This is a genomic window from Streptomyces sp. 1114.5 (assembly GCF_003635085.1).
Classification (GTDB): domain Bacteria; phylum Actinomycetota; class Actinomycetes; order Streptomycetales; family Streptomycetaceae; genus Kitasatospora.
This window is the reverse complement of the sequence record NZ_RBXE01000001.1, coordinates 145,960-165,208: the sequence shown is the minus strand read 5'-3', so window position 1 is coordinate 165,208 and position 19,249 is coordinate 145,960. Positions and strand designations below refer to the sequence as shown.

Here is a 19,249-nt window from a genome sequence, read left to right as displayed (position 1 = left end):
AGCATCTTGACATGGCTGTTACAGCTGCGTGAAGAGGGATATGCCGGAGGGTCGCGAGATGCATGCCTGCAGATCACAGTTGGGCATCTGTCGGTTGTCAGGGCTGGCGCAAGCCAGTTCGCATGGCAGAGAGTTCTGCGCAACGCACCGCACGTTCTGACGCCCCACAAAGGTGAACGCGCACGCCGACAGCCTGTCCACGCGACGCCCATCCCGCGTGGTGGCAGTGCCTGTGCACGCCGCACTGCCGTGAACACCCGCTCCTCCTAAGAACCTTTCGCACGTCCGCAGCCGCACCGCCGAAGCCGGCGACCGGCACCCGTGGGCCGGCCACCGTCGGCGAGGGGACCAACTGACCATGACCGCATCCGCCACCACCGCCGGGAACGAACCGCAGGCACCCGCCACCGCGAGCCCGGCCAAGAAGATCGAGGGACGCTCCCTCGGCCAGATCGCCTGGACCCGCTTCAAGCGCGACAAGGCCGCCGTCGCCGGCGGCGTCGTGGTGATCCTGCTGATCCTGCTGGCCGTGCTGGCCAAGCCGATCGAGTCGATGTTCGGGCTCGACCCGGACGCCCTCCACCAGGACCTGCTGGACGCCGACCTCGGCGGGCTGCCGCTCGGCGACTGGGGCGGCATGAGCGGGGACCACCTGCTCGGCGTCGACCCGCTGCAGGGCCGCGACCTGCTCACCCGCGTCATCGAGGGCTCCTGGGTCTCCCTGCTGGTCGCCTTCGGCGCGACCGTGCTGTCCAACACCATCGGCACCGTGCTCGGCATCATGGCCGGCTACTACGGCGGCTGGGTGGACACGCTGATCAGCCGCGTCATGGACGTGTTCCTGGCCTTCCCGCTGCTGCTGTTCGCGATCGCGATCTCGACCTCGCTGCAGGGCGGTGCGTTCGGCCTGCACGGACTCCCGCTGCACATCCTGGTGCTGATCTTCGTGATCGGCTTCTTCAACTGGCCCTACATGGGCCGGATCGTGCGCGGACAGACGCTCTCGCTGCGCGAGCGCGAGTTCGTCCACGCGGCCCGCAGCCTCGGCGCCCGCGGCCCGTTCATCCTGTTCAAGGAACTGCTGCCCAACCTGGTCGGTCCGATCCTGGTCTACTCGACCCTGCTGATCCCGACCAACATCCTCTTCGAGGCCGGGCTGAGCTTCCTCGGTGTGGGCATCCAGCCCCCGCAGGCCTCCTGGGGCGGAATGCTCCAGGACGCGATCCGGTACTACCAGGTGGACCCCCAGTACATGGTGGTCCCCGGTCTGGCGATCTTCATCACCGTGCTCGCCTTCAACCTGCTCGGCGACGGGCTGCGCGACGCCCTCGATCCCAAGAGCAACTGACCCAGCGTCAGCACCCCCTCCACCGCCTCCACTCCTCAAGGGGTTGATCTCACCCATGCGTAGGTCCCGTACCGTCGCCCTGACCGCGATGGCCGCCGCCGCCGTCCTGGTCGTCACCGGTTGCAACAGCTCGACGAAGAACGCCGACACGTCCTCCTCGTCCTCCGCCTCGGGCGGCGGCGGAGCCAACGCGGCCACCAAGAACATCGTCAACGCCTCGGACAAGAAGGGCGGGACGGTCACCTTCGAGATGAAGGGCACCCCGGACTCGCTCGACCCGGGCAACACGTACTACGCGTACATCTACAACTTCTCGCGCCTGTACGCCCGTCCGCTGACGACCTTCAACCCGGCCGCCGGCGAGGACGGCAACAAGCTCGTCCCGGACCTCGCCGAGTCCATGGGCCAGCCCAGCGCGGACGGCCTGACCTGGACGTACAAGCTGCGTGCGGGCCTGAAGTACGACGACGGCACCCCGATCACCTCGAAGGACGTCAAGTACGCCGTCGAGCGCTCCAACTTCGCGCCGGACGTGAACTCCAACGGCCCGACCTACTTCCACGACCTGCTGGTCGACAACGACACGCCGTACGCGGGCCCGTACAAGGACAAGGCCGGCGGCCTGAACTCGATCGAGACGCCGGACGACACCACGATCGTCTTCCACCTGAAGCACCCGTTCGCGGACTTCGACTACCTGGTGAGCGCCCCGCAGACCGCGCCGGTCCCGCAGGCCAAGGACACCGGCGCCGACTACGTCAAGCACATCGTCTCCTCGGGCGCCTTCAAGTTCGAGTCCTACGAGGACGGCAAGCAGGCCGTCCTGGTGCCGAACACCAACTGGGACAAGAGCACGGACCCGATCCGGAAGCAGCTGCCGGACAAGATCCTGCTCAAGATGAACATCGACCAGGCCACCATCGACAAGGACCTGCTGGCCGGCAACGCCCAGGTCGACCTGGTGGGCGGCGGCGTCGACCCGCAGACCCAGGCGCAGATCCTGCAGAACCCGAAGCTCAAGGCCAACACCGACAACGCCTACGGCGGCCGCCTGGTCTACCTGGCGATCAACTCCAAGGTCGCGCCGTTCGACAACGTCGACTGCCGCAAGGCCGTCCAGTTCGCGATCGACAAGGTCTCGGTGCAGACCGCCGAGGGCGGCCCGATCCGCGGCCAGATCGCCAACACGGTGCTCCCGCCGGACATCCCGGGCCACCAGGACTTCAACCTGTTCGAGACCAAGGACAACAAGGGTGACGAGGCCAAGGCCAAGGACGCCCTGAAGGCCTGCGGCAAGGACAGCATCAACACCGTCATCTCGGCCCGCACCGAGCGCGCCACCGAGGTCGCCGCGGCCACCTCGATCCAGGCCGCGCTGAAGAAGGTCGGCATCAACGCCGAGATCCAGCAGTACCCGCAGGGCAAGTACCTGACCGACAGCGCCGGTGCCCCGCAGTTCACCCAGGACCACAACATCGGCCTGATGATGATGCAGTGGGGCGCCGACTGGCCGACCGGCTACGGCTTCCTGCAGCAGGTCGTCGACGGCCGCGCGATCAAGGCCTCCGGCAACAGCAACCTGTCCCAGCTGAACGACCCCGCGGTCAACAAGCTGATCGACGACGCCGCCGTCAACCCGGACAAGGCCGCCCGCGAGAAGATCTACGCCGACATCGACAAGAAGGTCATGGAGCAGGCGGTCATCGTCCCGCTGACCTACTTCAAGGTCTTCCTGTACCGCCCGGACAACGCCACCAACATCGCCTCCAACCCGGCGTTCTCGGGCGAGTACGACTCCCTGAACATCGGCACCACCAAGTAAGAGCCTGGCTCCGCATCCCTGAAGGCAGGTGAAGGCAGCGGCGCCCGCCGCCGTCCGGAGGATCCCGGACGGCGGCGGGCCGCCGGAGCCGCCCAACTGTGTTTGCCTACATCATCCGCAGGATCTTCGCGGCGGTGATTCTGCTGCTGGTCGTCAGCGCGGTCACCTTCGCGATCTTCTTCCTGCTCCCGCGCGTCGCCGGCGAGACGGCCGACCAACTGGCCGCCCAGTACATCGGGAAGAACCCCTCACCCGAGGCGATCGCGGCGGTCAAGCAGAACCTCGGCCTCGACCAGCCGCTGTACGCCCAGTACTGGAACTTCCTCAAGGGGCTGGTCAGCGGCGCCGAGTACAAGTTCGGGCCGGAACCGGCCACCTGCCACGTGCCCTGCTTCGGCTACTCCTTCAAGAACCACCTGGAGGTCTGGCCCGAGCTGTCCAAGCGGATCCCGATCACCATCTCGCTGGCCATCGGCGCGGCGGTGCTCTGGCTGGTCTCCGGTGTCGCCACCGGCGTCGTCTCCGCGCTCAAGCCGCGGTCGATCTTCGACCGGCTCTCGATGGGCATCGCCCTCGCCGGCGTCTCGCTGCCGGTCTTCTTCACCGGCGCGCTGCTGCTCACGCTGTTCAGCTACGAGTGGCCGATCCTGGACAACCTCCAGTACGTCGACTTCACCGACAACCCGATCATGTGGGCCCGCAACCTGATCCTGCCGTGGATCTCGCTGGCCTTCCTGTACTCCGCGCTGTACGCCCGGCTCACCCGCGCCGGGATGCTGGAGACGATGAGCGAGGACTACATCCGCACCGCCCGGGCCAAGGGCCTGGCCGAGCGCAAGGTCGTCGCCCGGCACGGTCTGCGCGCCGCGCTCACCCCGATCGTCACCATCTTCGGCATGGACCTCGGGCTGCTGCTCGGCGGTGCGCTGATCACCGAGCAGGTCTTCTCGCTCCAGGGCGTCGGCCAGTTCGCCGTCCAGGCGATCTCCGACAACGACCTGCCGAAGATCCTCGGCGTCACCCTCCTCGCCGCCTTCTTCATCGTCGCCTGCAACCTCGTGGTCGACCTCCTGTACGCCCTCGTCGACCCCCGGGTGAGGCTCTCGTGACCGAGCTCCAGAAGAACACGGCGGCCGCCGCTCCCGAGTCGGCCCCCGAGGCCGCTTCCGTGTCGGCCCCCGAGGCCGCTCCCGCTCAGGCCTCCGTTCCCGCTCCGTCCGGGGATCCGTTCCTGTCCGTGCGCGACCTGCGGATCCACTTCGACACCGACGACGGCCTGGTCCGCTCGGTCGACGGGGTCAGCTTCGACCTGCACAAGGGGCGCACCCTCGGCATCGTCGGCGAGTCCGGCTCCGGCAAGTCCGTCACCTCGCTCGGCATCATGGGCCTGCACCGCTCCAAGCGGGCCCGGATCTCCGGCGAGATCCGGCTCGACGGCGAGGACCTGATCGCGGCCGGCCCCGACCGGGTGCGCCAACTGCGCGGCCGGGAACTGGCGATGATCTTCCAGGACCCGCTGACCGCCATGCACCCCTACTACACGGTGGGGCAGCAGATCGTCGAGGCCTACCGGGTGCACCACCCGCAGGCCACCAAGAAGCAGGCCCGCACCCGCGCGATCGAGATGCTCGACCGGGTCGGCATCCCGCAGCCCGACCGCCGGGCGGACGACTACCCGCACCAGTTCTCCGGCGGCATGCGCCAGCGCGCCATGATCGCCATGGCCCTGGTCAACGACCCCTCCCTGCTGATCGCGGACGAGCCCACCACCGCCCTGGACGTCACCGTCCAGGCGCAGATCCTGGACCTCATCCGCGACCTCCAGGAGGAGTTCGGCTCCGCCGTCATCATCATCACCCACGACCTCGGGGTCGTCGCCGAGCTGGCCGACGACATCCTGGTCATGTACGGCGGGAAGTGCGTCGAGCGCGGCCCGGCCGAAACCCTCTTCGACGCCCCCGAACACCCCTACACCTGGGGGCTGTTGGGCTCGATGCCGCGACTGGACCGGGAACTGCAGGACCGGCTCGTCCCGGTCAAGGGCACCCCGCCCAGCCTGATCAACGTGCCGACGGGCTGCGCGTTCCACCCGCGCTGCCCGTACGCCGCCCTGACCGGCGGACGCTCCGACAGCGAGGTACCGGTGCTGGCCGAAGCCGCGCCCGGGCACCACGCGGCCTGCCACATTCCGGCCGGCGAGCGGCACCGCATCTTCGCCGAAGAGATCGCGCCCCGGCTGTGAGCCCGGCCTCGTACCACCTTTCTGGAGAGAACCGATGACGGACACTCAGACAGCCGCGATCCCCGGGCCGGCGCCCGCCCCCGAGCGCGAGCCGCTGCTGAAGGTGACCGGCCTGACCCGGCACTTCCCGATCCGCAGCGGGCTGATGCGTCGCCAGACGGGCGCGGTGCGGGCCGTCGACGGCATCGACTTCACGGTCAACGCCGGCGAGACGCTGGGCGTCGTCGGCGAGTCCGGCTGCGGCAAGTCGACCATGGGCCGACTGGTCACCCGGCTCGACGAACCGACCGGCGGGACGATCGAGTTCGAGGGCACCGACATCACCCACCTCGGCGTCGGGGCGATGCGGCCGATGCGCCGCGACATCCAGATGATCTTCCAGGACCCGTACTCCTCGCTGAACCCCCGGCACACCGTCGGCACCATCGTCAGCGCGCCGTTCAAGCTCCAGGGCGTAGAGCCCGAAGGCGGGGTCAAGAAGGCCGTCCAGGAACTGCTGGAGCTGTGCGGGCTCAGCCCCGAGCACTACAACCGCTACCCGCACGAGTTCTCCGGCGGCCAGCGCCAGCGCATCGGCATCGCCCGCGCGCTCGCGCTCAAGCCGAAGATGATCGTCGCGGACGAGCCGGTCTCGGCCCTGGACGTCTCGATCCAGGCCCAGGTCGTCAACCTGCTGGACGACCTCCAGCAGGAACTCGGGCTGACCTACCTGATCATCGCCCACGACCTCTCGGTGGTCCGCCACGTCTCGGACCGGGTCGCGGTGATGTACCTCGGCAAGGTCGTGGAGATCGCCGACCGGGACTCGCTGTACCGCAGCCCCATGCACCCGTACACCAACGCGCTGATGTCCGCCGTGCCCGTCCCCGACCCGCGCCGCCGCCAGCGCGCCGGCCGCGAACGGATCCTGCTCACCGGCGACGTCCCCTCCCCGATCAACCCGCCCAGCGGCTGCCGCTTCCGCACCCGCTGCTGGAAGGCGCAGGACGTCTGCGCCAGCCAGGAGCCGCCGCTGACGGCGCTGAAGACGGGGCACCAGGTGGCGTGTCACTTCCCTGAGCGGAGCGAGGGGAACGACTAGCACAGCCCGAGCGGAGCGAGGGGAACAGCCAGCACAGTCCCGAGCGGAGCGCGGGGAACGACCAGCACAGTCCCGAGCGGAGCAAGGGGAACAACCAGCACAGCACGGAGAACACGCCTGCCGTTTCGGCTGCCTGACGTTTCCGGCTCGGCCTGAAGGCCGCCCGCCCCCTGATCGGGGGAGGGCGGCCTTCCGTCGTTGACTTCGCGGGGCTGTCAGGTGCGGGCGGCCGGGACGGCCTCCGCCGGAAGCCGGTCCGCGTGGGCCTGGGCGGGCGGGGGGAAGTGGCGGTCCAGGGCTCGGGCTGCCTTGCGGCCGAGGGCCTGGCAGGGGAGCTCCACCAGGCAGTGGCTCAGGTGGCCGAGGGTGACGAGTGCGGCCAGGTAGCCGAGGGTGAGCGCGGTCTGGCCCTGCCAGCCGGTGAGCGGGTGGCCGCGCAGCTTCCAGGCGAGGAAGACCATCAGCGGGCCGTGCAGGAGGTAGACCGAGAAGCTGATGGTGCCGAGGCCGCTGAGCCAGCGGGGGACGTGCCGGCGGCGCAGCAGCAGGCCGGTGACGAAGACGCCCCAGGCGGCCAGGTAGGCGGTGGAGAAGGCCGTCCAGGACGCGGTCCAGGTGTGCCACAGCGCCGTGCCGTGGTCGTACAGGTAGCCGGCGGTGACGCCGCAGACGATGACGAAGGCGCAGCAGAGCAGGGCCGGGAGCCGGTCGATCTGCCCGTGCTCCAGCCGGTGCAGCACCGTCCCGGCGAACATGGTCGCGAAGATCAGCATGGTCTCGAACCCGGCGGCCCGGCCGTTCAGGGTGATCAGGGCCAGGCCCAGGCCCCCGAGCAGCAGGGCGCCCCAGCGGGTCAGGTCCGGGCGGGCGGTGGCCAGGCAGGCCATCGCCGTCACCACGAGGACCGCGCCGGAGACCACCAGGTGCCTGGTCGAGGCGAGGTCCACGGTGACGGCCCCGATCGGCAGCCAGGCGCCGAGCACCAGGGCGACGGCCGCGAAGCCGAACGCGATCGGGGCGCTGCGCCGGTGCCACCCGAGGACGAACAGGGCGGTCACGAAGTAGTAGAAGACCATCTCGTAGCTGAGCGACCACAGCACGCCGAGGGTGCTGGGCACCCCCATCAGGTCCTGCAGCATCAGCGCGTTGGCCGTGGCGGACAGCAGCGGGTGGGCGAAGGCGAAGCCCTGGACGCTGGTGGCGTCGCGGGGCAGCACCAGCAGGCAGCCGACCACGGTCACGATCACCGCGGGGTGGATGCGGAAGATCCGTCCGGTCCAGAACGCCCGCACGTTGCCGTGCCGCTCCAGCGAAGCCGGGATGATGTAGCCGCTGACCAGGAAGAACAGCATCACGCCGAAGAATCCGAGATCCAGGTACTGCGGCACCCGCGCGCCGTGCGGGAGCTTGTCGAGGAGCCCGAAGTGGTGCATCGCGACGGCCAGGGCGGCCAGTCCGCGCAACGCATCCAGCCAGCCGAGCCTGGACGGGGCGGGGGAGTTCAGCGTCACAGGCGGGAGGCTAGCGGAATCCCCCGGTCCGTACGGGCGGAGCGGACCGGCCGGCGGCCGCGCGGCGTCCGGGCGGGCCGCGGCGTCCGGAGCAGGGGCCCGGGACCGGAACATTCGGACACATCGGGTACACATGGACGGTGACCTCGCAGATCTTCCCGTCCGACGTGCAGCAGTCGCTGGACCTCGTCGGCATCTTCGTCTTCGCCCTCTCCGGGGCCCTGCTCGCCGTCCGCAAGAACATGGACATCTTCGGGATCTGTGTGCTGGCGGAGGTCACCGCGCTCGGCGGCGGGGTGATGCGCGACCTGGTCATCGGTGCGACCCCGGTCGCCGCCTTCACCAACCTCGGCTACTTCCTGACCCCGCTGGTCGCCGCCCTGGTGGTGTTCTTCCTGCACCCGGAGGTCGAGCGGATCAACCGGGCGGTGCAGACCCTGGACGCCCTCGGGCTCGGCCTGTTCTGCGTCACCGGCACCGCCAAGGCGCACGACTACGGGCTCGGCGCCGTCGCGGCCATCGCGCTCGGCATGGTGACCGCGGCCGGCGGCGGGGTGATCCGCGACGTGCTGGCCGGGGAGATCCCCTCACTGCTGCGCTGGGACCGGGAGATCTACGCCGTCCCGGCCCTGGTCGGCGCCGCGCTGGTCGCGGTACTGATCGGCGCCGACCGGCTCACCGGCCTGACCGGCACCGCCGCCGCGCTCACCGCCTTCGGGCTGCGGATGCTCGCCCTGAAGTACGGCTGGCGTGCCCCGCGGGCTTGGCACCGCAACGGTTCTCGCACCAGCGAGGAGTAGGCGAACCGCCGTACGCGAGCGAGATCGCCTCGGCCGTGCAGAGCAGCTCCGGCACCATCCGGACCAGTTCGGCCGGCGGCACCTCGCCGGCCGGGGCGCTCAGCGCGCAGGCCGCGACCGTCCGCCCGCCGCTGCCCGCCACGGGGGCGGCCACGCAGGCGACCGGCTCGCGGTGCTCGGCCGGCTCGGCCGCCCAACCTCGGCGGCGCACCGCCGCCAGCTCGGCCTCCTCGCACGGCCCGTCCGCGGGCAGCCCGGCGAGCAGCACCCGCCCCACCGCGGTGTCCGTCACCGGGGCGCGGCGCCCGATCCGGGACGGCCCGGCCGCCGGGTGTCCGGCCACCTCGTCCAGGTACAGCACCTCGCCGTCGTGCAGCACCGCGAGCCGGACGGTGTAGCCGCAGCGGGCGTTGAGCGCGGCCAGGTAGGGCGCGGCGACCTGCCGGACGTCGAAGTCCTCCAGCGCGCGGTGGGCCAGCGAGAGCACCCGGCCGCCGATCCGGTAGCGCAGGTCGGGCTGACGGCGGGCGAAGCCGTGCTCCTCCAGGGTGCGCAGGAGCCGCAGCGCGGTGGACTTGTGCACCCCGAGGCTGCTCGCGGCCTGCTCCAGCGAGAGCGGCGCGTCACCCAGCGCGCCGAGCAGGGTCAGCGCGCGGTCGACCGACTGCGACATGGCGCTCCCGTTGGATCCGGCTGGTGGTGTGGTGCTGGGTGGTGTGGTGCTGGGTGGTGACGTGCTGGGTGGTGACGTGCTGGAGAAGCGTGCGTCAGGCTAACCGTTGGGTGGCGTACCGGTACAAACCGGCTCCGGACGCCGAGGATCGATGCCCCCGGGCCGGGGCCCCGCACCCTCCAGCCCTCTACAATCGGAGGGTTATGCCATACCTGGACCATGCGGCGACCACGCCGATGCTGCCCGAGGCGATCGCCGCGATGACGGCGCACCTGGGGGTGGTCGGCAACGCCTCGGCCCTGCACGCGGCCGGCCGCCGCGCCCGCCGGGTGGTCGAGGAGGCCCGCGAGTCGCTGGCCGAATCGCTGGGCGCCCGCCCGAGCGAGATCGTGTTCACCGGCGGTGGCACCGAGTCCGACAACCTCGCGGTCAAGGGCCTGTACTGGGCCCGCCGGGACGCCGACCCGGCCCGCACCCGGGTGCTCAGCAGCCCCGTCGAACACCACGCCGTCCTCGACGCGGTGCACTGGCTCTCCGAGCACGAGGGCGCCACCGTCGAGTACCTGCCGGTCGATCCGCTGGGCCGGGTCCACCCCGAGGCGTTGCGCGCGGCCATCGAACGCGACCCCGCGTCCGTCGCGCTGGTCACCGTGATGTGGGCCAACAACGAGGTCGGCACGCTCCAGCCGGTGCGCGAACTCGCCGCCGTCGCAGCCGAGTACGGCATCCCGATGCACGCCGACGCGGTGCAGGCACTCGGTCAGGTCCCGGTCTCCTTCGCCGAGTCGGGGCTCACCGCACTCACCGTCACCGGACACAAGATCGGCGGCCCCTTCGGCATCGGCGCGCTGCTGCTCTCCCGGGGCGCCGCGCCCGTCCCGCTGCTCCACGGCGGCGGCCAGGAACGCGACGTACGCTCCGGCACCCTGGACGCCCCCGGCGCCGCCGGCTTCGCTGCTGCCGCCGCCTGGGCCGTCGGGCACCAGGCCGAGCAGGCGGTGACCCTCGGCGCGCTGCGCGACGACCTGGTCTCCGCGGTCCTCGCCGAGGTGCCGGACGCGGTGCTCAACGGCGACCCGTCCGCGGACGGCCGGCTCCCCGCCAACGCGCACTTCTCCTTCCCCGGCTGCGAGGGCGACGCCCTGCTGATGCTGCTCGACGCCGCCGGCATCGAGTGCTCGACCGGTTCGGCCTGCACCGCCGGGGTGCCGCAGCCCAGCCACGTGCTGCTCGCGATGGGCGTCGACCCGCTGCTGGCGCGCGCCTCGCTGCGGTTCTCACTCGGTCACACCTCGGTGCCGGAGGACGTCACGGCGCTCGCGGCCGCCATCGGGCCGGTCGTCCAGCGGGCCCGCAACGCCGGGCTGGCATCGGTACGGCGGTAGCCCCCTCCGAGCCGGAATCCCCGGCCGGGCATGTCCGGCGGCCCCGTACTCTTGTAGTCACCATGACTGACTTCCCGGGTGCCCCGACCACACCGTCCACCGGCCGACTGCGCGTGCTCGCGGCGATGTCCGGCGGAGTCGACTCCGCCGTCGCCGCCGCCCGCGCCGTCGAAGCGGGCCACGAGGTGACCGGCGTCCACCTGGCGCTCTCCGCCAACCCGCAGTCCTTCCGCACCGGCGCCCGCGGCTGCTGCACCATCGAGGACTCCCGGGACGCCTGGCGGGCTGCCGACGTCATCGGCATCCCCTTCTACGTCTGGGACCTCGCGGAGCGCTTCCGCGAGGACGTCATCGACGACTTCGTCGCCGAGTACGCCGCCGGGCGGACCCCGAACCCGTGCCTGCGCTGCAACGAGAAGATCAAGTTCGCCGCGCTGCTGGACAAGGCGATCGCGCTCGGCTTCGACGCCGTCTGCACCGGCCACTACGCCCGGATCGTCGACCTGCCCGACGGCGCCCGCGAACTGCACCGGGCGGTCGACGGCGCCAAGGACCAGTCCTACGTCCTCGGGGTGCTCGACGCCGACCAGCTCGCCCACTCGCTCTTCCCGCTCGGTGACACCACCAAGGAGGAGATCCGGGCGGAGGCCGAGCGCCGGGGCCTCGCGGTCGCGAAGAAGCCCGACAGCCACGACATCTGCTTCATCGCCGACGGCGACACCCAGGGCTTCCTCGCCCGGCACCTCGGCACCGCCACCGGCGACATCCTCGACGTCGACGGCACCAAGCTCGGCGAGCACGACGGCGCGTACGGCTTCACCATCGGCCAGCGCAAGGGCCTGCGGATCGGCCGCCCGGCGGCCGACGGCAAGCCGCGCTACGTGCTGGACATCTCCCCGGTGAACAACACCGTGACCGTCGGCCCGGTCGAAGGCCTCGACGTCACCGGCCTGACCGCCATCCGCCCCCGCTGGTGCGGCAGCGAGCCCCTGGCCGACGGCCGCTACACCGCCCAGCTCCGCGCCCACGGCGAGGAGGTTCCGGTCACCGCCTCGGTGGTCGACGGCGAACTGCGGGTCCGGCTCGACACCCCGGTCCGCGGCATCGCCCCCGGTCAGGCCGTCGTCCTCTACGACGGCACCCGCGTCGTCGGCTCCGCCACCATCGCCACGACGGAACGCCCGGCCGTCACGGCCTAGCTCTCGCTTTCGAGGGCGGCTCGATCAGCGGCCTGCCTGCCTGCCTGCCTGGCTGACCGGCACGGCTAGAGCGGCGGGTTGTCGCCGGGGGCGAACGGGGCGCCGTGGCCGGGGACGATGATGTCGGCCGCCTCCAGGACCCGGCGGCGGGAGGCGCGCAGCACCTCCCGGTCGGGGGCGACCGGGTCGTCGGCGGGGCCGTGCTGGTGCCACCACAGGTCGCCGGCGAAGGCGACCACGCCCGACTCCGTTCCCGCCAGCAGGGTGATGTCCTCGTGGCTGTGGCCGGGGGTGCGGATCAGCTTCAGCGAGGGGGTGAGCTGGTAGCCCTCGGCGTCCCGGTTGGTCCAGTGGTGGCCCTGGTACTCGACCTTGTGGTCGTGGACCCGGGCCTTGCCGAAGAGGCCGACGTTCATGGTGTTGTCGGGGTGGTGGTGGCTGAGCACGACGTCGGTGATGTCGTCGGGGCCGAGGCCGAGTTCGGCGAGCGGGCCGAGGATGTCGTCGTGGCCGGCGACCATGCCCGGGTCGAAGATCACGTGGCGCCCGGCGTCGGCGACGTAGGAGACGGTGGCGGCGACTCCGGGGCCGGTGGAGCCGACGTAGCCGGTGGTCAGGACCTGGTACTGGGCGCTGCGGCCGTGGGGTGCGTCGTTCATGTCTCGATCTTGTCGAACCGCTCGATCCCCGACGAGTGGCACGGATGCCACTGATCGCAGGAAATGTGCCAACATCCCCCATGGCACCTTTCACCACCGTCGCCGCGTACGTCCCGCCCGGTGTCGGCATGCTGGCCGTGGGCATCGTCGCCGAGACGTTCGGCCCGCACGGGCAGGCGGCGCCCGGCTTCGACTTCGCGCTCTGTTCGGACCGGCCGGGCAGCGTCCCGACCGACCTCGGGGTGCCGCTGACGGTCGAGCACGACCTCGACCGGCTGGCCGCCGCCGATCTGGTGCTCGCCCTGCCGGGGGCGCAGTTCCGCACGCCGCCCCCGCCCGCCGTGCTGGACGCGCTCGCCGCGGCCCACGAGCGGGGCGCGAGGGTGGCCGCCCACTGCGTCGGCGCGTTCGCGCTGGCCGCCGCCGGACTGCTCGACGGCCGCCGGGCGACCACCCACTGGCGGTTCGCCGCCCTGCTGGCCCGCACCTACCCGGAGGTGATGGTCGAGCCGGACGCGCTGTACCTGGACGAGGGGCGGATCACCACGGGTGCCGGCGCCGCCGCCGGTTTCGACCTGTGCCTGCACCTGATCCGGCGCGAGCACGGGACGGCGCTGGCCAATCACATCGCCCGGGACATGGTGCTGCCGTCGCACCGGGACGGCGGGCAGGCCCAGTACCTGGCGGCGCCCGTCCCGGAGGACGGCGAGGACGAACGCCTGGCCGGGGTGCTGGCCTGGGCCCGGGAGCACCTCCACGAGCCGCTGCCGGTGGCGGAGTTGGCCCGGCGGGCGGTGATGAGCAAGCGCTCCTTCGCCCGCCGGTTCGCCGCCGCGACGGGCACCACCCCCCACGCCTGGCTGCGGGAGCTGCGGCTGAGCGCCGCCGAGGAGCTGCTGGAGACGACGGACCTGCCGGTCGAGGAGGTCGCCCGCCGGGTGGGCTACGGCAGTGCGGCCGTCCTACGCGAACAGTTCGTCCGCCGCCGGGGCGTGCCGCCGCGCTCCTACCGCCGGGCGTTCACCCGCGTGGTGAGTTCGGCGGCAACGCCCGGTGCACACCCTCCGGAGAGGACGGCATGAGCTGACCTCCGGGGCCCGGTCACCGCACCTCGCGGTACCAGCGCCGGTGCACCAGCGGCTCGACGCACAGGACGGCCGCGCCCGCGACGGCGCCGACCAGCAGGGCGGCCGGGCCGCCGCCGGTGCGGAGGGTGCCGAGGCAGGCGGTGGCGACGGCGAGCGGGCGCAGCAGGGTCAGCGGGCCGAGGCCGATGACCATGGCCAGGGTGGCGGCGCGGAACGGCAGGGTGAAGTAGGCGGCGAGGGAGAGCAGGACGGCGGCCGCGTAGCCGGCCAGGGGGACGGCGTAGCCGAGGGCACCGGCGGCCAGGGTGTCGTACGTGCGGGCCCGGTCGGCGGCGGTCAGCAGCAGGAGGGCGGCGGTCAGGGCGGGGGCGAGCAGGAGGACCGCGCCGACGGCCAGTCCGCGTCCGGCGGCCCGGAGGGTGCTCCGGTGCTTGCGGATGCGGGCGTCGCGGCCGGCGTAGGCGCGGAAGCCGCTGAACGCCGAGTCGACGAGGCCGAGCAGGAGGAGGGGCACGGCGGGTGTCATCGGGCGGCCTCCCCGCCCGGCCGCGCGGCCTCGCCCAGGTGTTCGGGGCCGACCAGGCGGCGCGACGCCCGGCCGCCGAGGGCCTGCCGCAGCGGCGCCTCCAGGTGCGGACGCACCCCGAGGACCGGGCGCAGGGTGGTGCAGAACGGGTTGGACAGGCCGCGGGGCTCGTACAGCAGGGCGCGCAGGCCGGGTACGGCGGCGGTCCGCAGGAGCGTTGCGTCGTCGTGGGCGCGTTCGGCGGAGACGACGCCGTCGTGGCGGCCGAGCGGGTGGCGCATCCGGGCGCGGTGGAAGACCCGGGCGCCGAGGGGGGCGAGGCTGGTCGCGGCGATGTCGAAGTGGCAGAAGGCGAGTGCGGGTGAGGCGGCCTGGGCCTGGAAGAAGCCGGTCAGGGCGGCGGCGCTGAAGTGGTGCAGGACGCCGGTGGAGACGTAGACGGTCGCGGCTTCCGGCAGTTCGAAGGCGTTGCCGTGGACGAAGCGGCAGTCGAGGCCTTCCGCGCGGGCGAGGCGGTCGGCCTCGCCGACGAGCGCGGCGTTGAGGTCGACGCCGATCAGTTCGACGTCGGGGCCGAGGGCGTCGGTGGCGGCGAGCCAGCGGACCAGGTAGCCCAGGCCACAGCCGATGTCGACCAGCCGGTACGGCCCGGGGTGTGCGCCGTCCGCCCGGATCGCGGTGAAGAGCGGGCCGAGCAGGTGGACCAGCCGGTTGCCGATGCGCAGTTCCTCGCTCAGCCGCTGGAGTTCGGTGTGCACGCTGATGAGGAGGCGGTCGACGGCGTCGGGGTCGAGCGTGCCGTCCCGGTCGGTGGGCAGTCCGGCGACGATCCGGGCGGCGCGCTCGTCCCCGCCGTCGCGCAGCTGCCGGACGACCTCGTCGCGCCGGACCGGGAGCCGGCTGCCGTCGCGCAGGTCGACGGCCGTGATGAGGTCGGATATTTCGAGATGGCGCACGCGCAGCACCTTAGGGCCTGTCCCGGGGCCTGTCGTCGGCCGGGCGCGATATCCCGGTGAGCGGGGCCGTGGGCCGTGATAGACCAGTGGGCACTATGAATATCTGCGTCTTCTGCTCCGCGTACTCGCTCGATGACCGTTACACCGGCCCCGCCGCCGAGTTCGCCCGGCTCCTGGGGGAGGGCGGGCACACCCTGGTGTGGGGCGGGTCGAACGCCGGGTTGATGGGGCTGCTGGCCGACGAGGTGAAGGCGGCGGGCGGGCGGCTGGTCGGCGTGCTGGTCGAGATGCTGAGGCACAAGGGGTACGTCGGCGCGGACGAGCTGGTGATGACCGCCGACCTGGCCGAGCGGAAGGCGGAGCTGGCCTCCCGGGCGGACGCGATCGTCGTCCTGGTGGGCGGGCTGGGGACGCTGGACGAGGTCACCGAGGTGCTGGAGCTCAAGAAGCACGGGATGTTCGACAAGCCGGTGGTGGTCCTGGACACCGAGGGGTTCTACTCGGGCCTGCGCACCCAGCTGGAGCGGATGGACGCGGAGGGTTTCCTGCCCCGCCCGCTGACCGAGCTGATCACCTTCGCGGACACGCCCGCCGAGGTGTTCGCCCAGCTCAAGGCCTGAGAGGATCGGCACCATGGCTGCACATCTGATCACCGGCGCGGGCTCCGGCATCGGCGCCGTCCTGGCCGGACGCCTCGCCGAGCGCGGGGACGAACTCTGGCTGCTGGCCCGCGACGCCCGTCGGGCCGCCGAACTGCGCGAGCGCGTCCCCGGGGCGAAGACCCTGGTCGGGGACCTCGCGGACCCGGCCAAGCTGTCCTGGGCCTTCGGCCACCAGACGCTGCCCGTCACCCTGGACTCCCTCCTGCACGTCGCGGGCGTGGTGGAGCTGGGCCCGGTCGGCGAGCTGCCGGTGAAGGCCTGGCAGGAGACGCTCAACGTCAACCTGGTCGGCCCCGCCGAGCTGACCCGTCTGCTGCTGCCGTCGCTGCGCCTCACCAAGGGCCACGTGCTCTTCGTCAACTCCGGCGCCGGCCTCAACGCGCACGCCGACTGGTCGGCGTACGCGGCCAGCAAGCACGGCCTGAAGGCGCTGGCCGACTCGCTGCGCCACGAGGAGCACGGGAACGGCGTCCGCGTCACCTCCGTCTACCCCGGCCGCACCGCGACCGCGATGCAGGCGAAGGTGCACCAGCAGGAGGGCAAGGAGTACGACGCCGACCGCTGGATCGCCCCCGAGTCGGTCGCCGGGGCGATCCTGGCCGCCCTCGACGCCTCCCGGGACGCGGAGCTGACGGACATCACCGTCCGCCCGGGCCGGTAGGGCTGCCCCCCGTACGCCTGCCTCCCCCGGTACACCCGGCCCTCGGAACCGAGCCCCGCGCCCGGCCCCGAGGGCCGTTCGCATGCAGCCCGAAGAGGGCCGGAATTCACGTTGGCGGGGCCCCTTCGGCTGTGCAATGATCCGCTCCGCCCTCCGGCCGATCGTTTCCGGACAAAGGAGGGTCGAAAAGCGTCATTTGCGCGCCAAGTCCCAGGGGGGCTCCACATTTCCAGAATCCGTACAGCGCTGGCCGTCGGTGCGACGCTGCTCGGGACGGTCGGTCTGCCGGCCGTCGGTGCGGGTAGCGCAGCCGCAGCGGGCGGCACGCTCTACGTCAACAACGCCGCGGGTGCGAACTGCACCGACAGCGGCAGCGGCACCCAGGCCGCCCCGTTCTGCACCATCGCGGCGGCCGCCGCGGTCGTCCAGCCGGGCCAGACCGTCGCGATCGGCGACGGCGTCTACGCCGAGAGCCTGACCATCACCCGGTCCGGCACGGCCGCCGCGCCGATCACCTTCCGCGGCACGAAGAACGACGGCTCCAACCCCGGGGGCTCCGGCACCCGCATCGGCGACTGGAGCCACACCGTCGACGGGTTCGTCGTCAAGGGCGCCGATCATCTCCGGTTCGAGAACCTGAACATCTCCACGGGCTTCCAGAAGCCGACCGTCCTGGTGGACGGCGCCCACGACGTGGCGTTCGACAACACCACCGTCTCCGGCGGCAACGGGATCCGGATCACCAACGCCTCCGACAAGGTCGTCTACGGCCGCGGCCGGTTCGGCTACGTCCAGGGGCCGGCGGTGACCGTGGACGGCGGCTCCACCAACACGGTGCTGACCACCAACCAGGTCCAGGCCAACTACGTGCCCGAGATGACCGGCATCCTGCTCAAGGACGCCCCCAACACGGTCGTGGTGGCGAACACCGTCTACTCCTCCTGCTTCGGCGGGATCGTGCTGGACGGCGCCTCGGCCGGCGCGGTGATCGAGAACAACGTGGTGAACACCGCGAAGAACATGAACGCCGCCTGCGACAACCCGGCCGGTGCGACCGGGATCTCCGTCGGCGCGAACGCCACCGCGGGCACCAAGATCGACTACAACCTGATCGACCCGCTCAGCGGCGGAGCGCCCTACAGCTGGGCCGGCACCGCCTTCGCCACCCAGAGCCAGCTCACCGCCAACACCGGCCAGGGCGGGCACGACTTCGTCGACCTGACGTACGTGGCCAAGGGCCCGAACGCCCCGGTCGACCACCGGATCGACTCGGCGGACGAGACCGCCCCGGGCATGCTCCCGACCGACCTCTGGGGCGCGGCCCCCGTGGACAGCCCGACCGTCACCAACACCGGTACGGGCAGCGGCACCCGCGACCGCGGCGCGTACGAGGACCTCGACGTCGGCAGCGCGTTCACCCCGGCGGGCCCGACCCGTCTGCTGGACACCCGTGCACCGATCGGCGTCCCGGTGGCGCAGGCGGTGGCCCCGTACGGCACCGTGGACCTGCCGGTCACCGGCGTGGCCGGGGTTCCGGCTTCCGGCGTGACGGCCGTGACGATGAACGTGACGGTGACCGACCCGCAGCAGGACGGGCACCTGACCGTCTACCCGCACGGTGACGAGGCCCCGAACTCGTCGAACCTCAACTGGGTGGCCGGGCGCACGATCCCCAACCTGGTGACCGTCCCGGTGAAGGACGGCAAGGTCTCGTTCTTCAACGCCTCCGGCGGCACCGTGCACCTGATCGCCGACCTGGAGGGCTACTACAGCCCGAAGGGCTCGCTGTTCCACGCCCAGGGCCCGACCCGTCTGCTGGACACCCGTGCGCCGATCGGCGTCCCGGTGGCGCAGGCGGTGGCCCCGTACGGCACCGTGGACCTGCCGGTCACCGGCGTGGCCGGGGTTCCGGCTTCCGGCGTGACGGCCGTGACGATGAACGTGACGGTGACCGACCCGCAGCAGGAAGGCCACCTGACCGTCTACCCGCACGGTGACGAGGCGCCCAACTCGTCGAACCTCAACTGGGTGGCCGGGCGCACGATCCCCAACCTGGTGACCGTCCCGGTGAAGGACGGCAAGGTGTCCTTCTTCAACGCCTCCGGCGGCACCGTGCACCTGATCGCCGACCTGGCCGGCTACTACGCCACCGACGGCAAGGTCAGCTACCGTCCTGCCGGGCCGTACCGGCTGATGGACACCCGCCAGGACATCTACTCGGAGTCGGGCATGCGCCCGGCGGGCACCGTCCCGGCCTGGGGCACGCTGGACGTCTCGGTCGGCGACATCCCGAACGTCGCCGCGGTGACGCTCAACGTCACCGTCACCGAGCCGGGCGCCGAGGGCCACCTCACCGTCTACCCGCACGGTGACGCGGCGCCCAACGCCTCGAACCTCAACTTCCTGCCCGGCGAGACCATCCCCAACCAGGTGGTCGTCCCGGTCAAGGACGGAACGGTCTCGTTCTACAACGCGAGCGGCGCCCCGATCCACCTGATCGTCGACGAGTTCGGCTACCAGGCGTACTGACCGTACCGGCAGCACCGACCGGCAGTACCGACCGACGGCCCCGGTGCCGAGCCCCGCGCTTGGCACCGGGGCCGCCGTCGTGGGCGGGCCGTGAGTAGGCTCGGACG

At 71.8% G+C, this 19,249-nt stretch carries 17 protein-coding genes; 12 read left to right on the top strand and 5 right to left on the bottom strand.

The genetic code is table 11. The features are described 5' to 3' along the window. The first annotated feature begins 358 nt into the window (after positions 1 to 358). From BX285_RS00690 to BX285_RS00670, 5 genes are all read left to right on the top strand, one after another. Positions 359 to 1,348, top strand: coding sequence for an ABC transporter permease (locus BX285_RS00690; RefSeq protein ID WP_097236170.1), 990 nt, complete (start codon positions 359 to 361; stop codon positions 1,346 to 1,348). A gap of 55 nt (positions 1,349 to 1,403) precedes the next feature. Then, a complete protein-coding gene (locus tag BX285_RS00685) occupies positions 1,404 to 3,170 on the top strand; it encodes an ABC transporter substrate-binding protein (RefSeq protein WP_097236169.1) in 1,767 nt (588 codons plus the stop codon). A gap of 98 nt (positions 3,171 to 3,268) precedes the next feature. Then, on the top strand, positions 3,269 to 4,279 hold the full coding sequence (locus BX285_RS00680) for an ABC transporter permease (RefSeq protein ID WP_097236168.1): 1,011 nt from the start codon (positions 3,269 to 3,271) through the stop codon (positions 4,277 to 4,279). Continuing rightward, positions 4,276 to 5,412 (top strand): ABC transporter ATP-binding protein, encoded by a 1,137-nt coding sequence (locus tag BX285_RS00675; protein ID WP_121174204.1) that lies wholly within the window; start codon positions 4,276 to 4,278, stop codon positions 5,410 to 5,412. Before BX285_RS00680 ends, BX285_RS00675 begins: the two co-directional genes overlap by 4 nt. Before the next feature lie 34 nt (positions 5,413 to 5,446). Beyond that, positions 5,447 to 6,493, top strand: a complete 1,047-nt coding sequence (locus BX285_RS00670; protein WP_121174203.1) for an ABC transporter ATP-binding protein — start codon at positions 5,447 to 5,449, stop codon at positions 6,491 to 6,493. Between the two features lie 215 nt (positions 6,494 to 6,708). Here BX285_RS00670 and BX285_RS00665 read toward each other — a convergent pair whose 3' ends face one another. Then, entirely contained in the window at positions 6,709 to 8,004 is a 1,296-nt protein-coding gene (locus tag BX285_RS00665) for an acyltransferase (protein WP_183106969.1), read from the bottom strand. Positions 8,005 to 8,144: 140 nt separating this feature from the next. Between BX285_RS00665 and BX285_RS00660 the strand changes: the two genes are divergently transcribed. Further along, positions 8,145 to 8,804 carry a trimeric intracellular cation channel family protein gene (locus BX285_RS00660; RefSeq protein ID WP_097236165.1) on the top strand — a complete coding sequence of 220 codons (660 nt, stop codon included), beginning with the start codon at positions 8,145 to 8,147 and terminating at the stop codon, positions 8,802 to 8,804. On the opposite strand, the gene BX285_RS00655 is transcribed toward BX285_RS00660, so the two are convergent. Further along, complete coding sequence (locus BX285_RS00655; RefSeq protein ID WP_097236164.1) at positions 8,710 to 9,477, bottom strand: IclR family transcriptional regulator; 768 nt, start codon at positions 9,475 to 9,477, stop codon at positions 8,710 to 8,712. The two genes, BX285_RS00660 and BX285_RS00655, sit on opposite strands and share 95 nt — an antisense overlap. A gap of 203 nt (positions 9,478 to 9,680) precedes the next feature. Here BX285_RS00655 and BX285_RS00650 point away from each other — a divergent pair, with 203 nt between their 5' ends. After that, positions 9,681 to 10,862: a cysteine desulfurase family protein gene (locus BX285_RS00650; RefSeq protein WP_097236163.1), complete on the top strand. Its 1,182-nt coding sequence runs from the start codon at positions 9,681 to 9,683 to the stop codon at positions 10,860 to 10,862. 62 nt (positions 10,863 to 10,924) lie between these two features. Beyond that, positions 10,925 to 12,061 (top strand): tRNA 2-thiouridine(34) synthase MnmA, encoded by a 1,137-nt coding sequence (gene mnmA, locus BX285_RS00645; protein WP_121174201.1) that lies wholly within the window; start codon positions 10,925 to 10,927, stop codon positions 12,059 to 12,061. Between the two features lie 65 nt (positions 12,062 to 12,126). Here the strand turns inward: mnmA and BX285_RS00640 are convergent, their stop codons facing one another. Further along, a complete protein-coding gene (locus tag BX285_RS00640) occupies positions 12,127 to 12,720 on the bottom strand; it encodes an MBL fold metallo-hydrolase (RefSeq protein WP_097236161.1) in 594 nt (197 codons plus the stop codon). Positions 12,721 to 12,800: 80 nt separating this feature from the next. Between BX285_RS00640 and BX285_RS00635 the strand changes: the two genes are divergently transcribed. Continuing rightward, positions 12,801 to 13,802: a GlxA family transcriptional regulator gene (locus tag BX285_RS00635; RefSeq protein WP_259470394.1), complete on the top strand. Its 1,002-nt coding sequence runs from the start codon at positions 12,801 to 12,803 to the stop codon at positions 13,800 to 13,802. A gap of 19 nt (positions 13,803 to 13,821) precedes the next feature. On the opposite strand, the gene BX285_RS00630 is transcribed toward BX285_RS00635, so the two are convergent. Next, a complete protein-coding gene (locus BX285_RS00630; protein ID WP_121174200.1) occupies positions 13,822 to 14,334 on the bottom strand; it encodes a hypothetical protein in 513 nt (170 codons plus the stop codon). Beyond that, positions 14,331 to 15,290 carry a class I SAM-dependent methyltransferase gene (locus BX285_RS00625; protein WP_121174199.1) on the bottom strand — a complete coding sequence of 320 codons (960 nt, stop codon included), beginning with the start codon at positions 15,288 to 15,290 and terminating at the stop codon, positions 14,331 to 14,333. Before BX285_RS00625 ends, BX285_RS00630 begins: the two co-directional genes overlap by 4 nt. Positions 15,291 to 15,385: 95 nt before the next feature. Here BX285_RS00625 and BX285_RS00620 point away from each other — a divergent pair, with 95 nt between their 5' ends. The 3 genes from BX285_RS00620 to BX285_RS00610 all read left to right on the top strand — a co-directional run bounded on the left by BX285_RS00620 (position 15,386) and on the right by BX285_RS00610 (position 19,142). Further along, positions 15,386 to 15,910 (top strand): TIGR00730 family Rossman fold protein, encoded by a 525-nt coding sequence (locus tag BX285_RS00620; RefSeq protein WP_121174198.1) that lies wholly within the window; start codon positions 15,386 to 15,388, stop codon positions 15,908 to 15,910. A gap of 13 nt (positions 15,911 to 15,923) precedes the next feature. Beyond that, positions 15,924 to 16,613, top strand: a complete 690-nt coding sequence (locus tag BX285_RS00615; RefSeq protein WP_183106968.1) for an SDR family oxidoreductase — start codon at positions 15,924 to 15,926, stop codon at positions 16,611 to 16,613. Between the two features lie 111 nt (positions 16,614 to 16,724). Then, on the top strand, positions 16,725 to 19,142 hold the full coding sequence (locus BX285_RS00610; protein WP_121174196.1) for a right-handed parallel beta-helix repeat-containing protein: 2,418 nt from the start codon (positions 16,725 to 16,727) through the stop codon (positions 19,140 to 19,142). Positions 19,143 to 19,249: the final 107 nt, after the last annotated feature.